The organism is Moorena sp. SIO3E8, from assembly GCF_010692445.1.
In the GTDB taxonomy this organism is placed as follows: domain Bacteria; phylum Cyanobacteriota; class Cyanobacteriia; order Cyanobacteriales; family Coleofasciculaceae; genus Moorena; species Moorena bouillonii.
This window is the reverse complement of the sequence record NZ_JAAHHM010000012.1, coordinates 1-16389: the sequence shown is the minus strand read 5'-3', so window position 1 is coordinate 16389 and position 16389 is coordinate 1. Positions and strand designations below refer to the sequence as shown.

Annotated in this window: 22 protein-coding genes; 6 read left to right on the top strand and 16 right to left on the bottom strand. The window is 43.8% G+C overall.

Annotation, left to right across the window (positions count from 1 at the left end):
- Positions 1-572: 572 nt before the first annotated feature.
- Both F6K46_RS07505 and F6K46_RS07500 read right to left on the bottom strand, forming a co-directional pair.
- Positions 573-695, bottom strand: coding sequence for a hypothetical protein (locus tag F6K46_RS07505; protein ID WP_293060576.1), 123 nt, complete (start codon positions 693-695; stop codon positions 573-575).
- A gap of 36 nt (positions 696-731) precedes the next feature.
- Entirely contained in the window at positions 732-1937 is a 1206-nt protein-coding gene (locus F6K46_RS07500; RefSeq protein ID WP_293060578.1) for a glycosyltransferase family 4 protein, read from the bottom strand.
- Positions 1938-2270: 333 nt separating this feature from the next.
- On the opposite strand from F6K46_RS07500, the gene F6K46_RS07495 reads away from it, so the two are divergent.
- Complete coding sequence (locus F6K46_RS07495; RefSeq protein WP_293116910.1) at positions 2271-2396, top strand: hypothetical protein; 126 nt, start codon at positions 2271-2273, stop codon at positions 2394-2396.
- Positions 2397-2422: 26 nt separating this feature from the next.
- Here F6K46_RS07495 and F6K46_RS07490 read toward each other — a convergent pair whose 3' ends face one another.
- Positions 2423-4153, bottom strand: coding sequence for a hypothetical protein (locus F6K46_RS07490; RefSeq protein ID WP_293060582.1), 1731 nt, complete (start codon positions 4151-4153; stop codon positions 2423-2425).
- Between the two features lie 246 nt (positions 4154-4399).
- On the bottom strand, positions 4400-6007 hold the full coding sequence (locus F6K46_RS07485; protein WP_293060584.1) for a hypothetical protein: 1608 nt from the start codon (positions 6005-6007) through the stop codon (positions 4400-4402).
- 182 nt (positions 6008-6189) lie between these two features.
- Between F6K46_RS07485 and F6K46_RS07480 the strand changes: the two genes are divergently transcribed.
- On the top strand, positions 6190-6363 hold the full coding sequence (locus F6K46_RS07480; protein WP_293060586.1) for a hypothetical protein: 174 nt from the start codon (positions 6190-6192) through the stop codon (positions 6361-6363).
- Here the strand turns inward: F6K46_RS07480 and F6K46_RS07475 are convergent.
- The 5 genes from F6K46_RS07475 to F6K46_RS07455 all read right to left on the bottom strand — a co-directional run bounded on the left by F6K46_RS07475 (position 6360) and on the right by F6K46_RS07455 (position 8701).
- Positions 6360-6650 (bottom strand): hypothetical protein, encoded by a 291-nt coding sequence (locus F6K46_RS07475; protein ID WP_293060588.1) that lies wholly within the window; start codon positions 6648-6650, stop codon positions 6360-6362. The genes F6K46_RS07480 and F6K46_RS07475 overlap by 4 nt on opposite strands.
- 114 nt (positions 6651-6764) lie before the next feature.
- On the bottom strand, positions 6765-7049 hold the full coding sequence (locus F6K46_RS07470) for a hypothetical protein (protein WP_293060590.1): 285 nt from the start codon (positions 7047-7049) through the stop codon (positions 6765-6767).
- Positions 7050-7455: 406 nt separating this feature from the next.
- Positions 7456-7749, bottom strand: coding sequence for a hypothetical protein (locus F6K46_RS07465; protein ID WP_293060592.1), 294 nt, complete (start codon positions 7747-7749; stop codon positions 7456-7458).
- Positions 7750-7907: 158 nt separating this feature from the next.
- On the bottom strand, positions 7908-8150 hold the full coding sequence (locus tag F6K46_RS07460; protein ID WP_293060594.1) for a hypothetical protein: 243 nt from the start codon (positions 8148-8150) through the stop codon (positions 7908-7910).
- 299 nt (positions 8151-8449) lie between these two features.
- Positions 8450-8701: a hypothetical protein gene (locus F6K46_RS07455; protein WP_293060596.1), complete on the bottom strand. Its 252-nt coding sequence runs from the start codon at positions 8699-8701 to the stop codon at positions 8450-8452.
- 285 nt (positions 8702-8986) lie between these two features.
- Here F6K46_RS07455 and F6K46_RS07450 point away from each other — a divergent pair, with 285 nt between their 5' ends.
- The gene (locus F6K46_RS07450) at positions 8987-9133 is read left to right on the top strand and encodes a hypothetical protein (RefSeq protein ID WP_293060598.1); all 147 of its coding nucleotides are present in this window, start codon (positions 8987-8989) and stop codon (positions 9131-9133) included.
- A 13-nt stretch (positions 9134-9146) separates the two neighbouring features.
- Here F6K46_RS07450 and F6K46_RS07445 read toward each other — a convergent pair whose 3' ends face one another.
- The gene (locus tag F6K46_RS07445) at positions 9147-9353 is read right to left on the bottom strand and encodes a hypothetical protein (RefSeq protein ID WP_293060600.1); all 207 of its coding nucleotides are present in this window, start codon (positions 9351-9353) and stop codon (positions 9147-9149) included.
- A gap of 135 nt (positions 9354-9488) precedes the next feature.
- Positions 9489-9830, bottom strand: a complete 342-nt coding sequence (locus F6K46_RS07440) for a hypothetical protein (protein WP_293116907.1) — start codon at positions 9828-9830, stop codon at positions 9489-9491.
- A gap of 192 nt (positions 9831-10022) precedes the next feature.
- On the opposite strand from F6K46_RS07440, the gene F6K46_RS07435 reads away from it, so the two are divergent.
- Positions 10023-10349: a hypothetical protein gene (locus F6K46_RS07435; protein ID WP_293060604.1), complete on the top strand. Its 327-nt coding sequence runs from the start codon at positions 10023-10025 to the stop codon at positions 10347-10349.
- A 9-nt stretch (positions 10350-10358) separates the two neighbouring features.
- Here F6K46_RS07435 and F6K46_RS07430 read toward each other — a convergent pair whose 3' ends face one another.
- A complete protein-coding gene (locus F6K46_RS07430; RefSeq protein WP_293060606.1) occupies positions 10359-10505 on the bottom strand; it encodes a hypothetical protein in 147 nt (48 codons plus the stop codon).
- A 194-nt stretch (positions 10506-10699) separates the two neighbouring features.
- On the opposite strand from F6K46_RS07430, the gene F6K46_RS07425 reads away from it, so the two are divergent.
- Positions 10700-10954, top strand: coding sequence for a hypothetical protein (locus F6K46_RS07425; protein WP_293060608.1), 255 nt, complete (start codon positions 10700-10702; stop codon positions 10952-10954).
- 587 nt (positions 10955-11541) lie between these two features.
- On the opposite strand, the gene F6K46_RS07420 is transcribed toward F6K46_RS07425, so the two are convergent.
- From F6K46_RS07420 to F6K46_RS07405, 4 genes are all read right to left on the bottom strand, one after another.
- Complete coding sequence (locus tag F6K46_RS07420) at positions 11542-11751, bottom strand: hypothetical protein (RefSeq protein ID WP_293060612.1); 210 nt, start codon at positions 11749-11751, stop codon at positions 11542-11544.
- Between the two features lie 744 nt (positions 11752-12495).
- Positions 12496-12651: a hypothetical protein gene (locus F6K46_RS07415; protein ID WP_293060613.1), complete on the bottom strand. Its 156-nt coding sequence runs from the start codon at positions 12649-12651 to the stop codon at positions 12496-12498.
- A gap of 401 nt (positions 12652-13052) precedes the next feature.
- Positions 13053-13250 carry a hypothetical protein gene (locus tag F6K46_RS07410; protein WP_293060614.1) on the bottom strand — a complete coding sequence of 66 codons (198 nt, stop codon included), beginning with the start codon at positions 13248-13250 and terminating at the stop codon, positions 13053-13055.
- Positions 13251-15501: 2251 nt separating this feature from the next.
- Positions 15502-15633: a hypothetical protein gene (locus F6K46_RS07405; RefSeq protein WP_269086985.1), complete on the bottom strand. Its 132-nt coding sequence runs from the start codon at positions 15631-15633 to the stop codon at positions 15502-15504.
- Between the two features lie 277 nt (positions 15634-15910).
- Between F6K46_RS07405 and F6K46_RS07400 the strand changes: the two genes are divergently transcribed.
- On the top strand, positions 15911-16093 hold the full coding sequence (locus tag F6K46_RS07400; RefSeq protein ID WP_293060616.1) for a hypothetical protein: 183 nt from the start codon (positions 15911-15913) through the stop codon (positions 16091-16093).
- The last annotated feature ends 296 nt before the right edge of the window (positions 16094-16389 follow it).

Genomic DNA, 16389 nt, shown 5'->3' with positions numbered 1-16389 from the left:
GCAGAAGGCAGAAGGGAACGGAGTTGGAGCTAGTTTTTAAGAAGTCCAGTGATTTTACAAATGATTTAGGATTGCTATAGCGCATCAGCTGATAGCACCTCAAGTAGCACCTCAAGTAGCGCATTAGCTGATAGCTGATAGCTTACCTTAATTTGAGTCATAGTTTTGCAGTAATCTCTAGGATTATATCTTAATCTAATTCCCGGCAATTGTTGATAAATTTTTGGTAAATTATAGTCCTTATAAAATAAATTTACCAAAAATTTATTGATAAAAAACCAAACCATTATTGCTCTTTGCTTTCAGGATTTTATGACAGTCAATATCAGGACAAAAAAACCGGATATTTTTGATAAAAATTGAGTCAATTATCTCTCCTCTGAAGGAAAATGACCAATGATATAGCGGTTTGCGACTTTGTTAAGTACATATTTATGGTTTTTTAGGGAACAGGGAACAGGGAACAGGGAATAGAGCAGTTGGCATCCAACCTAAGTTATTTATTATTGCCAATTAAGAAGTCAATTTTATCTTTTTTGCCCCATTTTCACAATTAACTTATCTGCAAATCGCTATATCATGTTAGGATAATTACCCTTAATAAAAATCTTCCCCATCTCCCCATCTCCCCATCTCCCCATCTCCCTATCTCCCCACACTTCCCACACTCCCCACCCTCCCCACACTCCCCACACTTACATTCTTTTTTACAAATATGAGATGCACCCAACTCAATCCTCCTGTATCCACTGGATATGGTGAGGCAATAACTTAGCCAAATCATAGCGCTGTAGAATCGTTTCCCTGGCATTCTCCCGAATCCGAGCCATCTTGTCCGGATTATCCAGAGCTTCCTCCACCCGATCCGTAATGTCTTCTGGAGAGAAAAAGTCTACTAATAATCCATTGACCCTGTTTTGTATCACCTCGATCACCGGAGCAGTATTAGAGCCAACTACCAAACACCCGGTAGCCATTGACTCTAGCATCGACCAAGACAAAACAAAGGGATAGGTCAGATACATATGGACAGAGGAAGCTTGCAGGACTTTCAGATATTCTGAGTAGGGCAGGAAGCCAGTGAAGTGGACTCTCTCTAAATCCAGAGGTACCTTGTCCAACATCAATTCCTTGTAGGTTTTGCCATCTGGTAGAGGTTTGCCATAGACAATCCGATTATCCCCCACCACCACCACATGACACCTTGGTCGTCGCTGCTGGAGAATCCCCACCGCTTCCATAAATTGGGGAAAACCCCGGTAAGGTTCCATTCCCCGTCCGACATAGGTGATTAGTTCGTCAACCTCGGACAGGTCTAAGTCAATCCGAGGCAGAACTAATTTCGCTCCAGGCTTGGGTTTAAAGAACTCAGTGTCAATGCCATCATGACGTACAGTGATTTTGCTGTGGAACTCCCGTGGAAACTGCTGATACTGATAGTAGGTGGGAGACAATCCGCGATCGCAACTGACTAAGCTGATTAACATTGAAGCATTTTTGGTCCGAATCCGGGTTTCATCGTCAGAGGTCAGGGGGTCAGAGGGATCAAAGTCAAAATTTGAGCCATGGGCATGGTGAAACCACTCCCAGTAGCACAGCAGTTTTGCCTGGGGGAAAACGTCTTTGATATATAGCGTCGAGCCCCAACCGGAATGACCATAAACCACATCAGGAACAAATCCCTCAGACTTGAGCCGGGTACATAGGTGATAGACTGCTTGACCCTCATGGACATCTCTTTCCAGGTTGTGAAGGTAGTAGTGAGTTTTTGCACCCACTGTCTTCACAGCGCTGTAGATGGCTTTGGAAACCTTAGGCAATTTCCCTGCTGTGCGCTGAGTGCCAAAGACAACCTGATTAGTATCATCTTGGGCTAATGCCTTAGCGAGGTGGGAAAATTGGGAGAAAGACTTGGGATGGAGGAATAGAATACGCATCTTATATCATGTTCGGTTGAATACTTACACGCTTGCGCCGAATCGAAGGCAGAAGGCAGAAGGCAGAAGGCAGAAGGCAGAAGGCAGAAGGCAGAAGTAAAGGAGTAAGGTTTAATCGGAGATGGTTTTTGATCACTAATTATCCGGACATGATATTAAGTAGTAGTTAAGTTGATGTAGGGTGGGCAGTGCACCAGACCGATTCGGAAGCTGGCCATCAGGTGGCTAGGCACTGCCCACCAAAGATTAATCGGTTAAGTTGATGTAGTTAAGTTGATGTAGTTGATGTAGGGTGGGCAGTGTACCAGACCGATTCCAAAGCTTGCCATAGCGTTGCTAGGCACTGCCCACCCGAAGATTAATCTTCTGACGACTCCCAGGGAGTGCGCTTTCCGTAGGCGAATTAAATTCGCCACGGGTCGCACCGCTCCCGACTCCCGACTCCCGACCCTCCCTTAGATTATGGGTATTCAACCAGACTTGAATTAGTCCAGTGCCTGACCCACAAAGTCGCCAAAGAGTGAATTATGGGGATTATAATAGTTATATTTGATGCCTCGAGATAAACTATAATATCCATAGGGCAAGCAGGTTTCTTGGGGCAGCGGTGCTAGAGAATCGTTCTCTAGTAATGTGTACACCTCTGCTTCAGACCTAGGCTGATAAACACACCCCAGCCCAGAGTATTTACTGTCCCCCAGAAGTACAGAGGGTTTGCCCCAGTAAGCGGCTTCCACACCAATAGTTGAATTATAGGTAACCACCACATCAGCCCAGTCTATTAATGCATAGGAGTCAACCTTTGAATCCGGGGGAATAACCTGGACATTTTTTCCCGTCAAAGAATTCCACCAGTTGCGGTCTTCTAATGACTTTTTATTAAGGTGAGGATGGACTCTAATGGTCAGATAACAGTCCATCTGATTAGAGATCCAACTGATCAGAGACTTTACGGCTTCCCTTTGATTCTTAAAAATTGGATGCTTGACCAAGTCGCCAATGGCAGCATATTCATCATCACTAGCAGAGTAGTAGACAATCTGACGATGATTGCCGGTTTGCCCAGGTACGAGACCTTTTTGCTGCTCAGACGTAAACGTAGTCGATCCAATTCCCTCTCCCTGCCTTCTATTCTTATAAAAGGTATGTCCTAACTCTTCTCTATCGATACCAGCCTGTTGCCAATAGGTTTGGATATGTTCACGCATATAGGCAAAATCATGAGGGGGCTGATCAAACAGTTCGTATTTCATATAATTCGCTCCCTTTTCATAGTATTGAACCTCAACATCAAGCTGTTTAGCTGCCTCAAATATCCCTTTAACGGAAGCTAATCGTCCATTAAAAGCAATTATTTTCTGGGGGTTATACTTGAGAATAAGTGCCCGAGCCTTTTCATAAACACTTGCTGAACATCCCAACAATCGTTGTATAAGTGGATAATAGTCATCAGGATCGGGATGCAAGGATCCCGTCTGCCAGATCAGGGAAGAGACTGTAGCTAAACCCAGAGCAGCGTCCTTGTATTTGTAGGCTTTGAGCTCGCTCAAGCGATCAGGAGCATTTTGGACATAGTCTTGGATCTGTAAACGAGTTTTTTCTGACAAAAATTCGTCCGGTAAAGTGGTCACGCCATAGTTTCTTAAAAGGCTTTCCACTTTCGAGACTTTATGTGTCCAACTCCGTTTTCCAAACTTTTGAAAACGTCTATTGGGAAGGAATCGAATGTCATCGGGATTCTCCACATGGAGAAACGAAAATCCGGTATTCTTCCCAGCAACTGCTGCATTAATCGCAATTTCTCCAGCAGTTCCTAAACGAGGAGTAAAGGCAAATGACTCAATTACTAATAAATCCATACGATAGCGTTTGTATTTGAGATGTGAACATAGGATTGATAGAAAAAGGGAACAGGGAACAGGGAACAGGGAACAGGGAACAGGGAACAGGGAACAGGAGTAGTTGATGTAGTTGATGTAGTTGATGTAGGGTGGGCAGTTCACCAGACCGATTGATTGGGTTGCCAATCCCGTTCCTAGGCACTGCCCACCAAAGGAGTAGTTGATGTAGTTGATGTAGGGTGGGCAGTTCACCAGACCGATTGATTTGGTTGCCAATCCCGTTGGTAGGCACTGCCCACCAAAGATTAATCGGTTAAGTTCATGTAGTTGATGTAGGGTGGGCAGTTCACCAGACCGATTCAGGAAGCTTGTCAATCCCCTTGGTAAGCACTGCCCACCAAAGATTAATCGGTTAAGTTCATATAGTTAAGTTCATGTATTTCATGTCCGGTGGGCAGTGCACCAGACCGATTCCGAAGCTCGCCATAGCGTTGCTAGGCACTGCCCACCCGAAGATTAATCTCTGCTGCCCCATCTCCCCATCTCCCCATCTCCCCATCTCCCCATCTCCCCATCTCCCCATCTTCCCACCCTCCCCACCCTCCCCACACTCTATAGTACTTATCCTGCCGTAGGAGTTTCTATGCTTTTGATTAGATTACTTCTATACAACGTAGTTCCTAGGCTCAGTGGCTCGCCCAAAAAGTCCCCAGAGAATAAACTATGGGGATTATAATACTTATAGGTTATGCCCTTACGTAAACTATAATATCCAAAGGGCAAGCAGGCTTCTTGGGGCAACGGTGCGATCTTATCCTTCTCTAGTAATTGGTAAACCTCTGCTTCAGACCTAGGCTCATAAACACACCCCAGGCCAGAGTATGCACTGTCCCCCAGAAGTACAGAGGGTTTACCCCAGTAAGCCGCTTCCACACCAGTTGTTGAACCATAGGTAACCACCACATCGGCCCAGTCCATTAATGCATAGGAGTCAACCTTGGAATCCGGGGGAATAACCTGGACATTTTTTCCCGTCAAAGACTTCCACCAGTTGCGGCTTTCTAATGACTTTTTCTTAAGGTGAGGATGGACTCGAATCGTCAAATAACAGTCCATCCGATTAGATACCCAAGTGAGCAGAGACTTTACGGCTTCCCTTTGATTCTTAAAAATTGGATGCTTCACAAAATCCCCAAGTGCAGCCCATTCATCATCACTAGAAGAGTAGTAGACAATCTGACGATGATTGCCCGTTCGCTCAGGTACGAGACCTTGTTGTTGCTCAGACGTAAAACTAGTCCATCCAATTCCCTCTCCCTGCCTTTTACGCTGATAATAGGAATGTCCTAACTCTTCTCTATCCATACCAGCCTGTTGCCAATAGATTTGTAGCTGTTCGCGCATATAGGCATAATCATAAGGCGACTTCTGACAGAGTTCGTATCGCTCATAGGTGGCTCCTCGGTCATAGTATTGAAATTCAACACCAAGGTGTTTAGCTGCCTCAAAGATCCCTTTAACGCAAGCATATCGTCCACTAAAAGCAATTATTTTCTGTGGGTTATACTTGAGAATAAGTGCCCTGGCCTTTTCATAAACCATTGCTGCAGAACGCAAATATCCTTGTATAAGTGGATAATGCTCATCAGGATCGGGATCCCAGGATAGTGTTCGCGATATCAGGGAAGAGACTGTAGATAAACCCAGAGCAGCGTCGTTGTACTTGTAGGCTCTGACCTCGCTCAAGCTATGAGGAGCCTTTTGGGCATAGTCTTGAATAGTTAACTGAGTTTTTTCTGACAAAAATTCGTCCGGTAAAATGCTTACTCCATAGTTGTTTAAAATGCTTTGAAGTTTGTAGACTTTATGTTTCCAACTTACTCCTGCAAGCTTCTGAGAACCGCTCTTGGGAATTAATCGAACGTCATCCGGATTATCGACATAGATAAAACAAAATCCTGTTTTCTTCCCAGCAACTGCTGCATTAATAGCAATTTCTCCAGCTGTTCCTAGATAAGGAGCAAAAGCAAATGACTGAATTATTAATACATCCATAGTATAAAACCTCCTGCTTTGATATAAGTTGAAAAATGGAATAGGGAATAGGGAATAGGGAATAGGGAATAGGGAATAGGGAATAGGGAAAATTAGGAAAGAGATACGACGATTTTTGGGTATTATGAGAAATAAGTATTTTGTTTCATGATTTATTTGTAAATGCAATAGCATTTTCAGAGTTCATGTAGCCAATTCCGTTGCTAGGCACTGCCCACCCTAGGATTAATCGGTCAAGTTGATGTCGGTGGCCAGTTCACCAGACAAATTCCTGTGCTGGCCATCGCGTTAGTAGGCACTGCCCACCCTAGGATTAATCTCCCGACTAAGGTGGGCAGTGCACCAGACAGATTCCTGTGCTGGCCATCGGGTTAGTAGGCACTGCCCACCCTAGGATTAATCTCCCGACTGACTCCCCATCTCCCCATCTCCCCATCTCCCCATCTCCCCATCTCCCCATCTCCCACACCTCCCTATCGACTCCCGACTCCCGACTCCCGACTCCCGACTCCCTAAAACCCTATAGTTAACAATCAGACATTGATCTATGGTCTCGTTGGAATTCACCCCTTCCGAAAGTGAAACTAAAGCTTAACGTACCAGATAGGGGTACGTAGACTTCATCGGGTTGAATAATACCATCACCGTTTAAATCGATTGCCAGTGGGGTACCTATACTAAATGGGATATTACCAATAGTGACTGTAAATCCATTTAGTTGAAAGCGACCGCCCATGATGCGACCCATCATCTGGGGGTCCTTTAGTTCAGTCAAACCGTTTTCCCGAGAAACATTGAGGTCAGAAATAGTGATCATAGTGAGTAAATCTCAACCGTAAATCGGCTGTGAATTGGTTTCCTTGACTAATCAAGTAGAAACATTTATTACCGCTGATCACCGTTCCACCTAGTGCAGGCTGGCAGAAATCCCTCACCAGCTGCCATCAGTGGAAATCCTTGATAGTAAATATAGCATTTCGATTTGAGTTGTCAACATTTTCCAATAGGGAAAGGCAAGAGGCAAGAGGCAAGAGGCAAGAGGCAAGAGGCAAAAAAGTATATAGGAATTTTTGGTAATAAAAAAAACTCTAATTCTGGTCTTGATACAGTCGCGAAGGGGTGTTTCACCCAAGACCAATATGGCTCGCTTAAAACCCTCTTGAATATTGCCTTTTGCCTTTTGCCTTTTGCCTTTTGACTTAAAAGGATAAGCCATGTCCCTGTTCAGGATGATAATTACTATATAAAAATCTGGTGAAAATTAGTCTAAAACCCAGTGGTTTTATTTTACTTTCCACCAGAATTATTACAGACCATAATTCTACAGCAGAGCGGAAATAAACACACCATTCAAAACGTTTGAGGTTTTAATTACGCGCAGCTGTCTTAATGCCAAGTTGCATTTATACCTAGCACTTTATTCTCATCACCCGATCCCCTTTTGAGGAAGATACTATCTTTAAGCGCCACTTACTCTGGTGTAGGGGCTTTGGCGTTGCCTTCTTGAAGAGTAGCATTTCGGTGACAAATTATGGGTTAAACCGAATATAGTAGTACACAAGTAGTGATTTTAGCTCCCATTACCTTGACCATATTTTCGCCAAACCACTACATCTTTAGCACTACCAATCTTCGGGACAATCCTCCGTTGAGGTATGATCGGGTTTAACCCTGTCAAACAGTTTGCCCAAATCAGCGGTGACACTAAAGTTTGCTGTTAAGGGTTGGTAGATTTCAGTGGGTGCAAGGGTACCATCATCGTTCAAGTCCAATGCTATATTTTGACCGAAGCCAACTAGGATGTTACTGAAACCGATCTTAATAAAGCCGCCCATGATGTGACCCATCATTTCGGCATCCTTCAGTTCAGTTAAACAATTTTCCCGAGAAACATTGAGGTCAGAAATAGTGATCATAGTTGGTAAATATCCAATTGCTTTGGTTAACTAATCAGGGCGAAGAATTCTTCGCCCTGATTAGATTTACCCCAAGTCCAGGGCGGCAGACCTCTGGTGAAATAAAGTCTGATTAATTTCTACCAGAGGTCTTAGGTCGCCTATTAATGTTAGTGTTTCTAGAAGAAGTCACTCAAATCAATAGTGAAGGCGAACCGTGAAGCGAAGGGTTGGTAGACTTCATTGGGCGCAAGAGTACCATCATCGTTTAAGTCGAGTGCCAGTGGGGTACCGAAGGCAACTGGTATGTTGCTGAAACCGAACTTAATAAAGCCACCCATGATGTGACCCATCATTTCAGCATCCTTCAGTTCAGTCAAACAGTTTTCCCGAGAAACATTGAGGTCAGAAATAGTAATCATTGCTAGTAAATCTCCTGTGAATTGGTTTTCTTGACTAATCAGGGATAAAAATTTATTCCCCCTGATTACTTACATTTACCCCGAGTCCAGGGCGGCAGAAATCCCTCACCAGCTGCCATCAGTCGAAATCCTTGGTATTAAAGAAATTCATCCTTAATCCGTCATACTTCTGACTTCCAGATAGCGAAGGCTATTCTGCAGAATACTCTACAGACTTCTGGTGAAAATTAGTTTGAAACTCCCACAGTACAGTGGTTGAATCTTAATGTCCACCAGACATCTTAGGAAGCCTATTAATGTTAGTGTTTCTTGAAGATGTCATGCAAATCAATAGTGAAGGCGAACTGTGAAGTCAAGGGTTGGTAGACTTCATTGGGCGCAAGAGTACCATCATCGTTTAAGTCGAGTGCCAGTGGGGTACCGAAGGCAACTGGGATGTTACTGAAACCGAAGGAGAAAAATCCACCGATGATGTGACCCATCATTTCAGCATCTTTCAGTTCAGTCAAACAGTTTTCGCGAGAAACATTAAGGTCAGAAATAGTAATCATTGCTAGTAAATCTCCTGGAATTTAGCTTTAGCTTGTGTTTTGTTTGAGGTTTGTTCGTTCCTCATCACATTTACATCCTAGGTGTTTTTTTTTAGGGATGCAAGGGGTTTTTCAAAGGGTTGGGGACATTAAAAATGCATCGTGTCTTTTAGGGATTAGTTATTGGAGATTAGTCATTTTCCCTTTGCATACCAGCCGTTTGCCTGGAATTATCTGTGATTATTATTCAGTTAGTGAAATGGCTAGTTAGGGAAATTCGGGACATAATTATTGCTGTTTTTTCTTTTGTTATTTTATTTTTTTTGGGAGAAAAAGAATGAAGCGGTCTTTGGGGAGTCGGGAGTTGGGAGTCGGGAGTCGGGAGTAGGGGAGATGGGGAGATGGGGAGATGGGGAGTGTGGGGCGGGGGCGCGGGGAGATGGGGAGATCTGATCAGGGTAGGTTTTTAAGAAAGCCATGAGTCTGGGGTGACTGGGTGTGGTGTGGCTGGAAGGGATGCAGGGCTACTCCGGACGGTTTGATAGATGCGTACGCTTTTGTGCTGGTGAAATGGTACAGTCCATTTTCCCCACCCCGACTGGGATCTCCGGAGTGTTTGATAGATGCGATCGCAAAAGTGTTGGTGAAATACTCCAGTGAATTTTCCCGGCATTGGTGAATTTTGGGATCAACATCAGTGGAGTGGGCATCTTGCCCGCAAAGGCCATAGATTGAAACTGGCTTGATGCCAGTTCCACCCCTGAATCCTACTCCACCTATAAAACCTATTAAACCCCTGAGCCCTGTTCTACTGGGTGATCGATGCGATCGCTTTTGTGTTGGTGAAATACTCCAGTGAATTTTCCCGGCATTGGTGAATCAAGGCATGAACATTAGTGGGGTGGGCATCCTGCCTGCAAAGGCCATAGATTGAAACTGGCTTGATGCCAGTTCCACCCCTGAATCCTACTCCACCTATAAAACCTATTAAACCCCTGAGCCCTGTTCTACTGGGTGATCGATGCGATCGCTTTTGTGTTGGTGAAATACTCCAGTGAATTTTCCCGGCATTGGTGAATTTTGGGATCAACATCAGTGGAGTGGGCATCCTGCCCGCAAAGGCCATAGATTGAAACTGGCTTGATGCCATTTCCACCCCTGAATCCTACTCCACCTATAAAACCTATTAAACCCCTGAGCCCTGTTCTACTGGGTGATCGATGCGATCGCTTTTGTGTTGGTGAAATACTCCAGTGAATTTTCCCGGCATTGGTGAATTTTGGGATCAACATCAGTGGAGTGGGCATCCTGCCCGCAAAGGCCATAGATTGAAACTGGCTTGATGCCAGTTCCACCCCTGATGCCAGTTCCACCCCTGATGTCGATTCTACTGGGTTATTTATGCGATCGCGTCTGTAATCGTGATCAGCTCCAGTCAATTTTCCCCACCCCTACTCCGATCCTCACAGGGGTAGGTTTTTTACATTTGGGTCGGGAATCGGGAATCGGGAATCGGGAATCGGGAATCGGGAATCGGGAATCGGGAATCGGGAATCGGGAATCGGGAAGAAGTCTCCCGGAACTTATTGTGTATTTTTATACATATGGGGAGAAGTCTCCCGGAACTTATTGTGTATTTTTATACATATGGGGAGAAGCTTATATTTAATGAAAGTACCTACTCGCCCCTTTGTAAAAAACCTACCCTTGTAAGTACTCCGATCTCCCCATTTCCCCACACCTTTTCATCTCCCCATCTCCCCATCTCCCCATTTCCCCATCTCCCCATTTCCCCATCTCCCCACACTTCCCACACTTCCCACACTTCCCACACTCTTCTCCCGATTCCCGATTCCCGATTCCCGACTCCCGACTCCCTAATTTCTTAGTAATTAAACATTTTGTTTAAAATTCAACTATTAAGTTATTTAAATTATTTTAAAAAAAATATTTGACATTAACGTCGTCAAAATATACAATAGATATATTGCAATTTTCAGCAAAAGGAAACGAATCATTATGGATCAAAACTTCCTCCCCAACCCTGATGATAATCCCAACCAGCCTAGTGTGCCTAACCCCTCTGGTGAGGGACAGCGACGACGGGAACAAATCAAACATATGTTAATTGGTTCTCCCCAAGTTGTTCGGAACACAATTTCTACACTTTATGCCCTTGGTTACGCCCAGGTGAATGATTGGAGCACACCTCAACCTACTGAAAATCCTGGAGAGGTGATCAGTATTTTGATTCGATATGTGCTGCTAGATTAAGCTAGATTAAGATAGTAAATTGCCAGGGATGCCAATCCCTGGCTAAAACAAAACCTCAAGTCTCAAGGATAATGTAGTGTGTTTTGGATTCCGACAATTGACCGGCTAAGTAAAGCACAACTAACATGATTCGGTGGTGTTACTAGTGGCTTGAGGTGCAGCTAAGCTGTGAAGCGTTGAAAATTGCAATAAAAAATTCGGTCAAGGATTGGCGTTAACCAAAACTTGACCGAATTTTTTTTAAAAAGGGAAGCGGGGGTAAAAACTGAAGTAAATTCCTCTAGACTGCTTGATGTATATAGCGTTTATCATAGCTATGAGGTACACATGATTTTTTCCCTCTTCCCTCTTCCCTCTTCCCTCTTCCCTCTTCCCTCTTCCCTGCTCCCTGCTCCCTGCTCCCTACTCCCTGCTCCCTGTACTGTTATGTAACCTCAGGTAAACCTTAAACAAAAACTCCCCCCTTAACCAGATTGGGGGGAGTAATCTTTGAGCACTAATCATCCAGTGCCTTTATAAGCTAGCTATTGATTGTGTTGCCCAAAGTGAATGTGATTATCCGAGTGATGCTCGGAGTGACAATCACATTAGTGTGAGTGTTTAGGGCAGTGGTGGTTTGTAGGGTAGGGCTTATGTTTAGGGTGGGGCTTATGTTTAGCCTTGCGCTTTCGTAAGACCAATAATGCTAAAAGAACAACAAAACCACCGTTGATTTGGTCCATAGCCACATCTGTATCGTTGAGCTCAGTCAAAAAGCTCTCTGATTCCTGAATATCATTAATTGCAATACGTGCCATTTAGGAGAATCTCCTGATGAATTGGTTTACTTTGGAACGAAAATTTCCACACTCCACCCACTAGAATCCTGGAGATTCTTTTTTAGTTATTAACTCTATAGGCTCCTAGTTGGAGTTACCCATACCTATCATCGAGTTTTGGGATAACCCAAGACCCTAGGGAGTGTTAAGCACCGTATTTATCGTGGTAACCACAAACTTGGTAAGTAAGGGCACCTTGAATAACGCCAAGACAGCTATCTTACCGATGGGGGCACAATTAAAGTTGCCACCCATTTATTTTTTTCGTTCTCTGAAGAGTAGAATAATTCATTTACTGGATAAAATCAAGTCCTAGGGCGGATGAATTATCAAATATGAAGTAAGTATAAATTATGAATTATCAAATATGAAGTAAGTATAAATTATGAAGGATAAACTAGGAATTATGAAGGAGGAATTATGAAGGGTGAATTGTGAAAGAGCAATTATGAATTCTAGCGTTTCTAAAATAGATCAGGTACAGTCTTTGTTGGCGCTGATTGCCTTTAATATCATGTCGGGATAATTACCCTTAATAAAAATCTCCCCATCTCCCCATTTCCCCATCTCCCCATCTCCTCCCACCCTTCCCACCCTTCCCACACTCTCCATTAATTATGGGTATTCAACCGAACATGATATTAGGGGTGGGTGCCCTCTGCCTTAAAAAGATAAGCATTGTACCTCACCAAAATCAAAATTGCTATATAGCAATTCTGTTACTCATGAGGTACTTTCGTCCTGGATTTTAGGGAACAGCGGATCTCGCAACAGCGGATCTCGCCACAGAGAAGAGGGAATAGCGATGCAATCGCAAATGGGGTAAACCACACTAATGCGGTCTTGGGCAAGACCCCCAAGACCGCACTGGCTCCCCAAGACTGGGCTGCATCCCTTGTCGAAAATTAGACCGATCTGGCCATCTATCTTTTACGACAATGAAACAGCCCTGCCAATCCTGAGGGAGAAAAGTAATTTAAAGTCCCCGAAAGTTGGGAGATAATGGTGGCATTACCAAAACCAGAGGATTTGAACCTCCCCACCCTGAAGAGGGATGGGGATTCCCAGGCACAACAACGCTCGTTGCTGTTCTCTCCTAGGGCGTGACTTTCCCCCGCACCGGAGGTAGCTGAGTGGGGTCAATACCCAGTTTTTTTTGAGACCCTTACTTTTTATATTAACACTATTTGAGACGGAATATTGATCCCCGACCTAAGAGGACTGGGTATTCTTTTCCCTCTCAAACTCTCCCACTCTGATAAATTAATACTTCAATTCAGCTAGTTCGGTCGGCGACGACGAAAGAACGGACGAAAGAACGGACGAAAGAACGGACGAAAGAACGGACGAAAGAACGGACGAAAGAACGGACGAAAGAATAAACCACCGTTGATTTGGTCCATCGCCACATCTGTATCTTTGAGCTCAGTCAAAAAGCTCTCTGATTCCTGAATATCATTAATTGCAATACGTGCCATTGAGGAAAATCTCCTGATGAATTGGTTTAGTTTGGAACGAAAATTTCCACACTCCACCCACTAGAATCCTGGAGATTCTTTTTTAGTTATTAACTCTATAGGCTCCTACTTGGAGTTACCCATACCTACAATTGAGTTTTGGGATAACCCAAGACCCTAGGGAGTGTTAAGCACCGTGTTTAACCTGGCAACCACAAACTATGGAAGTAAGGGCACCCTGAATAACGCCAAAACAGCTATATCACCGATGGGGGCACAGTTAAAGTTGCCACCCATTTATATTTTTCCGTTCTCTGGAGAGTAGAATAATTCATTTACTGGAGAAAATCAAGTCCTAGGGCGGATGAATTATAAAATATAAAGTAAATATGAATTATGAAGGATTAATTATGAAGTAAGTATAAATTATGAAGAATAAACTAAAAATTCTAGGGTTTCTCAAATAAATGAGGTACAGTCTTGATTGGCGCTGATTGGCTAGATAGCGTTTCTCATAGCTATGAGGTACAGTCTTGATTGGCGCTGATTGTTTTTAGAGCTTATTACTTCTGCCTTCAACAGAAACTCCCCCCTGAAAGAGATTGGGGGGAGTAATTTTTCTACACTAAGGATCCAGTGCATTTATGATGTAGGTGTGGACTGGAGTTAAATTGACCGTGATCTCTATTGCACCATTATTGGTGACAAGTTAAGGAAAATAAGCCCTTGTCAAGGGGGTTTTAGCATTCCCTGAAGTGACAAGTAGCTCTACCATTGAGTAACTCTAAGTCAATTTGGTCATTAGCCAACACCTTTGAGCTCTCTATCTAGATAGTGCTAGTCTTTTTAAGAAACACTAAGGAGCCATGTAAAAATAAGTTGTACAAATTTTATCTGAAATAACTTGTGAGATATAGCTTCCAGAACAAAAAATGTTCAGGTTATTTTTACGCGAGTCCTAATGGTATTGCACTGATATTCCGTAGTAAGGGGTTGCTGATTCTGGCTATGATTCCGCGACCCCCAATCCTGGGGGAGAAAAGTAAGTTAAAGTCTCCCCCGGTGCGCTTTCCGTAGGCGAATTAAATTCGCCACGGGTCGCACCGCAAAGTTGGGGGATAATGGTGGTATTACCAAAACCAGACGATGCAAATTAATACTTTAATGGTGACCGCCATGGCCATGCTTATGGCGACCGTGATAGTGATGGCGGTGGCATTTACGGAACCAACCCTTCCAGGGCTTCCAGCGCCAGTGACAGTGCCGTCCCCCACGATGACCCCAACGATGACCACCGTTGATTTCGTCCATCGCTACATGTGTATGGTTGAGCTCAGTCAAAAAGCTCTCTGATTCCTGAATATCATTAATTGTTATAAGTGCCATAGAGGCAAATCTCCTGACGAATAGGTTTAGTTTGGAACGATAATTTGCACACTCAACCCACTAGAACCCTGTCTTTTTTAGTTATTAACTCTATAGGCTCCTAGTTGGAGTTACCCATACCTATCATCGAGTTTTGGGATAACCCAAGACCCTAGCGAGTTTTAAGCACCGTGTTTAACCTGGCAACCACAAACTATGGAAGTAAGGGCACCCTGAATAACCCAAAAACAGCTATCTTACCGATGGGGGCACAGTTAAAGTTGCCACCCATTTATTTTTTTCGTTCTCTGAAGAGAATAATAATTTCTTGACTGGAGAAAATCAAGTCCTAGGGCGGCTAAATTCTTTAAGAATTATGAATGATGAAGGCTGAATTAAGTAGAAAGTATGAATGCATAAAGGTGAATTAAGTAAGTGGGTTTAATTAATCCGTAAAATGGCGATTGACATTCAAAATGCTTAAAACCCCTTGAATACAGGCTTCCCGCTTCATTTTTGGAGTCTGAGTTTTAAGGTTTATTTATGCCCACCTCACCTACTTATTAAGAAGGATTAAGGAGGAATTAATTATTATTGAAAATCAAGAATTTTTATTAATAATCAAGAAGTATTATTAAGAATGAAAGATTGATCAGTAGACCTCTTGTAAAAGTATTGTCTTGATGTAGCCCCTCCCCACTCGCGCTTTGCATCAAGACAATGTGTTTAAGTATAGCGTTTTTATTTGAGATGTAAACATAGCATTAATAGGAAAAGGGAAAAGGGAACAGGGAACAGGGAACAGCAGGAAAGAGCTCCGAAGAGTTTTTGATGTTATGATAAATCAGCAAGATTGTTCATGACCTATTTGTAAATGCGTAAGCTATCAGCTATCAGCTATCAGCTATCAGCTATGGGCCTGTGGCCAGGCTACTGATTGGTGCTTTTGAATAAAATAAGCTGACCACTGACGGCACCTCAAGTAGCGTGGCCTACGGCCAACGGCTGTTCGGGAGCAGGTCTTGCGTTGCTGAAACATTAGTACTATGTCCCATGAGCGCAAGCAATTACCCATTAGGGGGCTATAGATAATGTAAAAATATTATGCATAAGTGAGATGCTGCCCCTATTACCTATTACCCATTACCTATTACCTATTACCTATTACCCAAATAAGCGTACAAATGTTCTGCATAAGTGACATGCTCCCGGCACCTCAAGCAGCGTGCGCGTAGCGCATATGCTTACGTAAATGCTATATACCAACTTAATCGCAAACTACTTCTTCCACTCTCACAGGGGTAGGTTTTTTACATTTGGGTAAAACATGGGACGACCCAGAGGGAGAGGAAAAGAAAAACAACGAACAAGCGATGCAGCAAGGGAACAGGGGGAAACCCCCGCAGGTCGGCGCTGCATCGCTTTCTTATCCCCCACACCCCACACCCCACACCCCACACCCCACACCCCACACCCCACACCCCACACCCCACACCTGACGTCTTTGTAAAAAACATACCCTTGAAAGCTCCCCCCACTCCCTCACAAGGGTAGGTTTTTAACTTTGGGGCGAGTACGTACTTTCATTACGTAGAAACTATTAAAAATATGTATTAAAATATACAATTATTGTCGAAATAATTCTCCCCATCTCCCCATTTCCCGCTTCTCACGACTCACGACTCCCGACTCCCGACTCCCGACTCCCGACTCCCGACTCCCGACTCCCGACTCCCGACTCCCGACTCCCGACTCCCGACTCCCGACTCCCGACTCCCGACTCCCGACTCCCGAC

Bases quoted from the DNA above. Each gene is read 5' to 3' on its own strand.
- F6K46_RS07475 (WP_293060588.1), bottom strand. From the start codon at position 6,650: ATGATCACTATTTCTGACCTCAATGTTTCTCGGGAAAACGGTTTGACT.
- F6K46_RS07445 (WP_293060600.1), bottom strand. From the start codon at position 9,353: ATGCCGGGAAAATTCACTGGAGTATTTCACCAACACTTTTGCGATCGC.
- F6K46_RS07410 (WP_293060614.1), bottom strand. From the start codon at position 13,250: ATGGCACGTATTGCAATTAATGATATTCAGGAATCAGAGAGCTTTTTG.
- F6K46_RS07440 (WP_293116907.1), bottom strand. From the start codon at position 9,830: ATGGCATCAAGCCAGTTTCAATCTATGGCCTTTGCGGGCAGGATGCCC.
- F6K46_RS07465 (WP_293060592.1), bottom strand. From the start codon at position 7,749: ATGATCACTATTTCTGACCTCAATGTTTCTCGGGAAAATTGTTTAACT.
- F6K46_RS07435 (WP_293060604.1), top strand. From the start codon at position 10,023: ATGCCAGTTCCACCCCTGATGCCAGTTCCACCCCTGATGTCGATTCTA.
- F6K46_RS07460 (WP_293060594.1), bottom strand. From the start codon at position 8,150: ATGATTACTATTTCTGACCTCAATGTTTCTCGGGAAAACTGTTTGACT.
- F6K46_RS07500 (WP_293060578.1), bottom strand. From the start codon at position 1,937: ATGCGTATTCTATTCCTCCATCCCAAGTCTTTCTCCCAATTTTCCCAC.
- F6K46_RS07485 (WP_293060584.1), bottom strand. From the start codon at position 6,007: ATGCTATTGCATTTACAAATAAATCATGAAACAAAATACTTATTTCTC.
- F6K46_RS07470 (WP_293060590.1), bottom strand. From the start codon at position 7,049: ATGGCTTATCCTTTTAAGTCAAAAGGCAAAAGGCAAAAGGCAAAAGGC.
- F6K46_RS07405 (WP_269086985.1), bottom strand. From the start codon at position 15,633: ATGTTTCAGCAACGCAAGACCTGCTCCCGAACAGCCGTTGGCCGTAGG.
- F6K46_RS07455 (WP_293060596.1), bottom strand. From the start codon at position 8,701: ATGATTACTATTTCTGACCTTAATGTTTCTCGCGAAAACTGTTTGACT.
- F6K46_RS07420 (WP_293060612.1), bottom strand. From the start codon at position 11,751: ATGGCACGTATTGCAATTAATGATATTCAGGAATCAGAGAGCTTTTTG.
- F6K46_RS07425 (WP_293060608.1), top strand. From the start codon at position 10,700: ATGGATCAAAACTTCCTCCCCAACCCTGATGATAATCCCAACCAGCCT.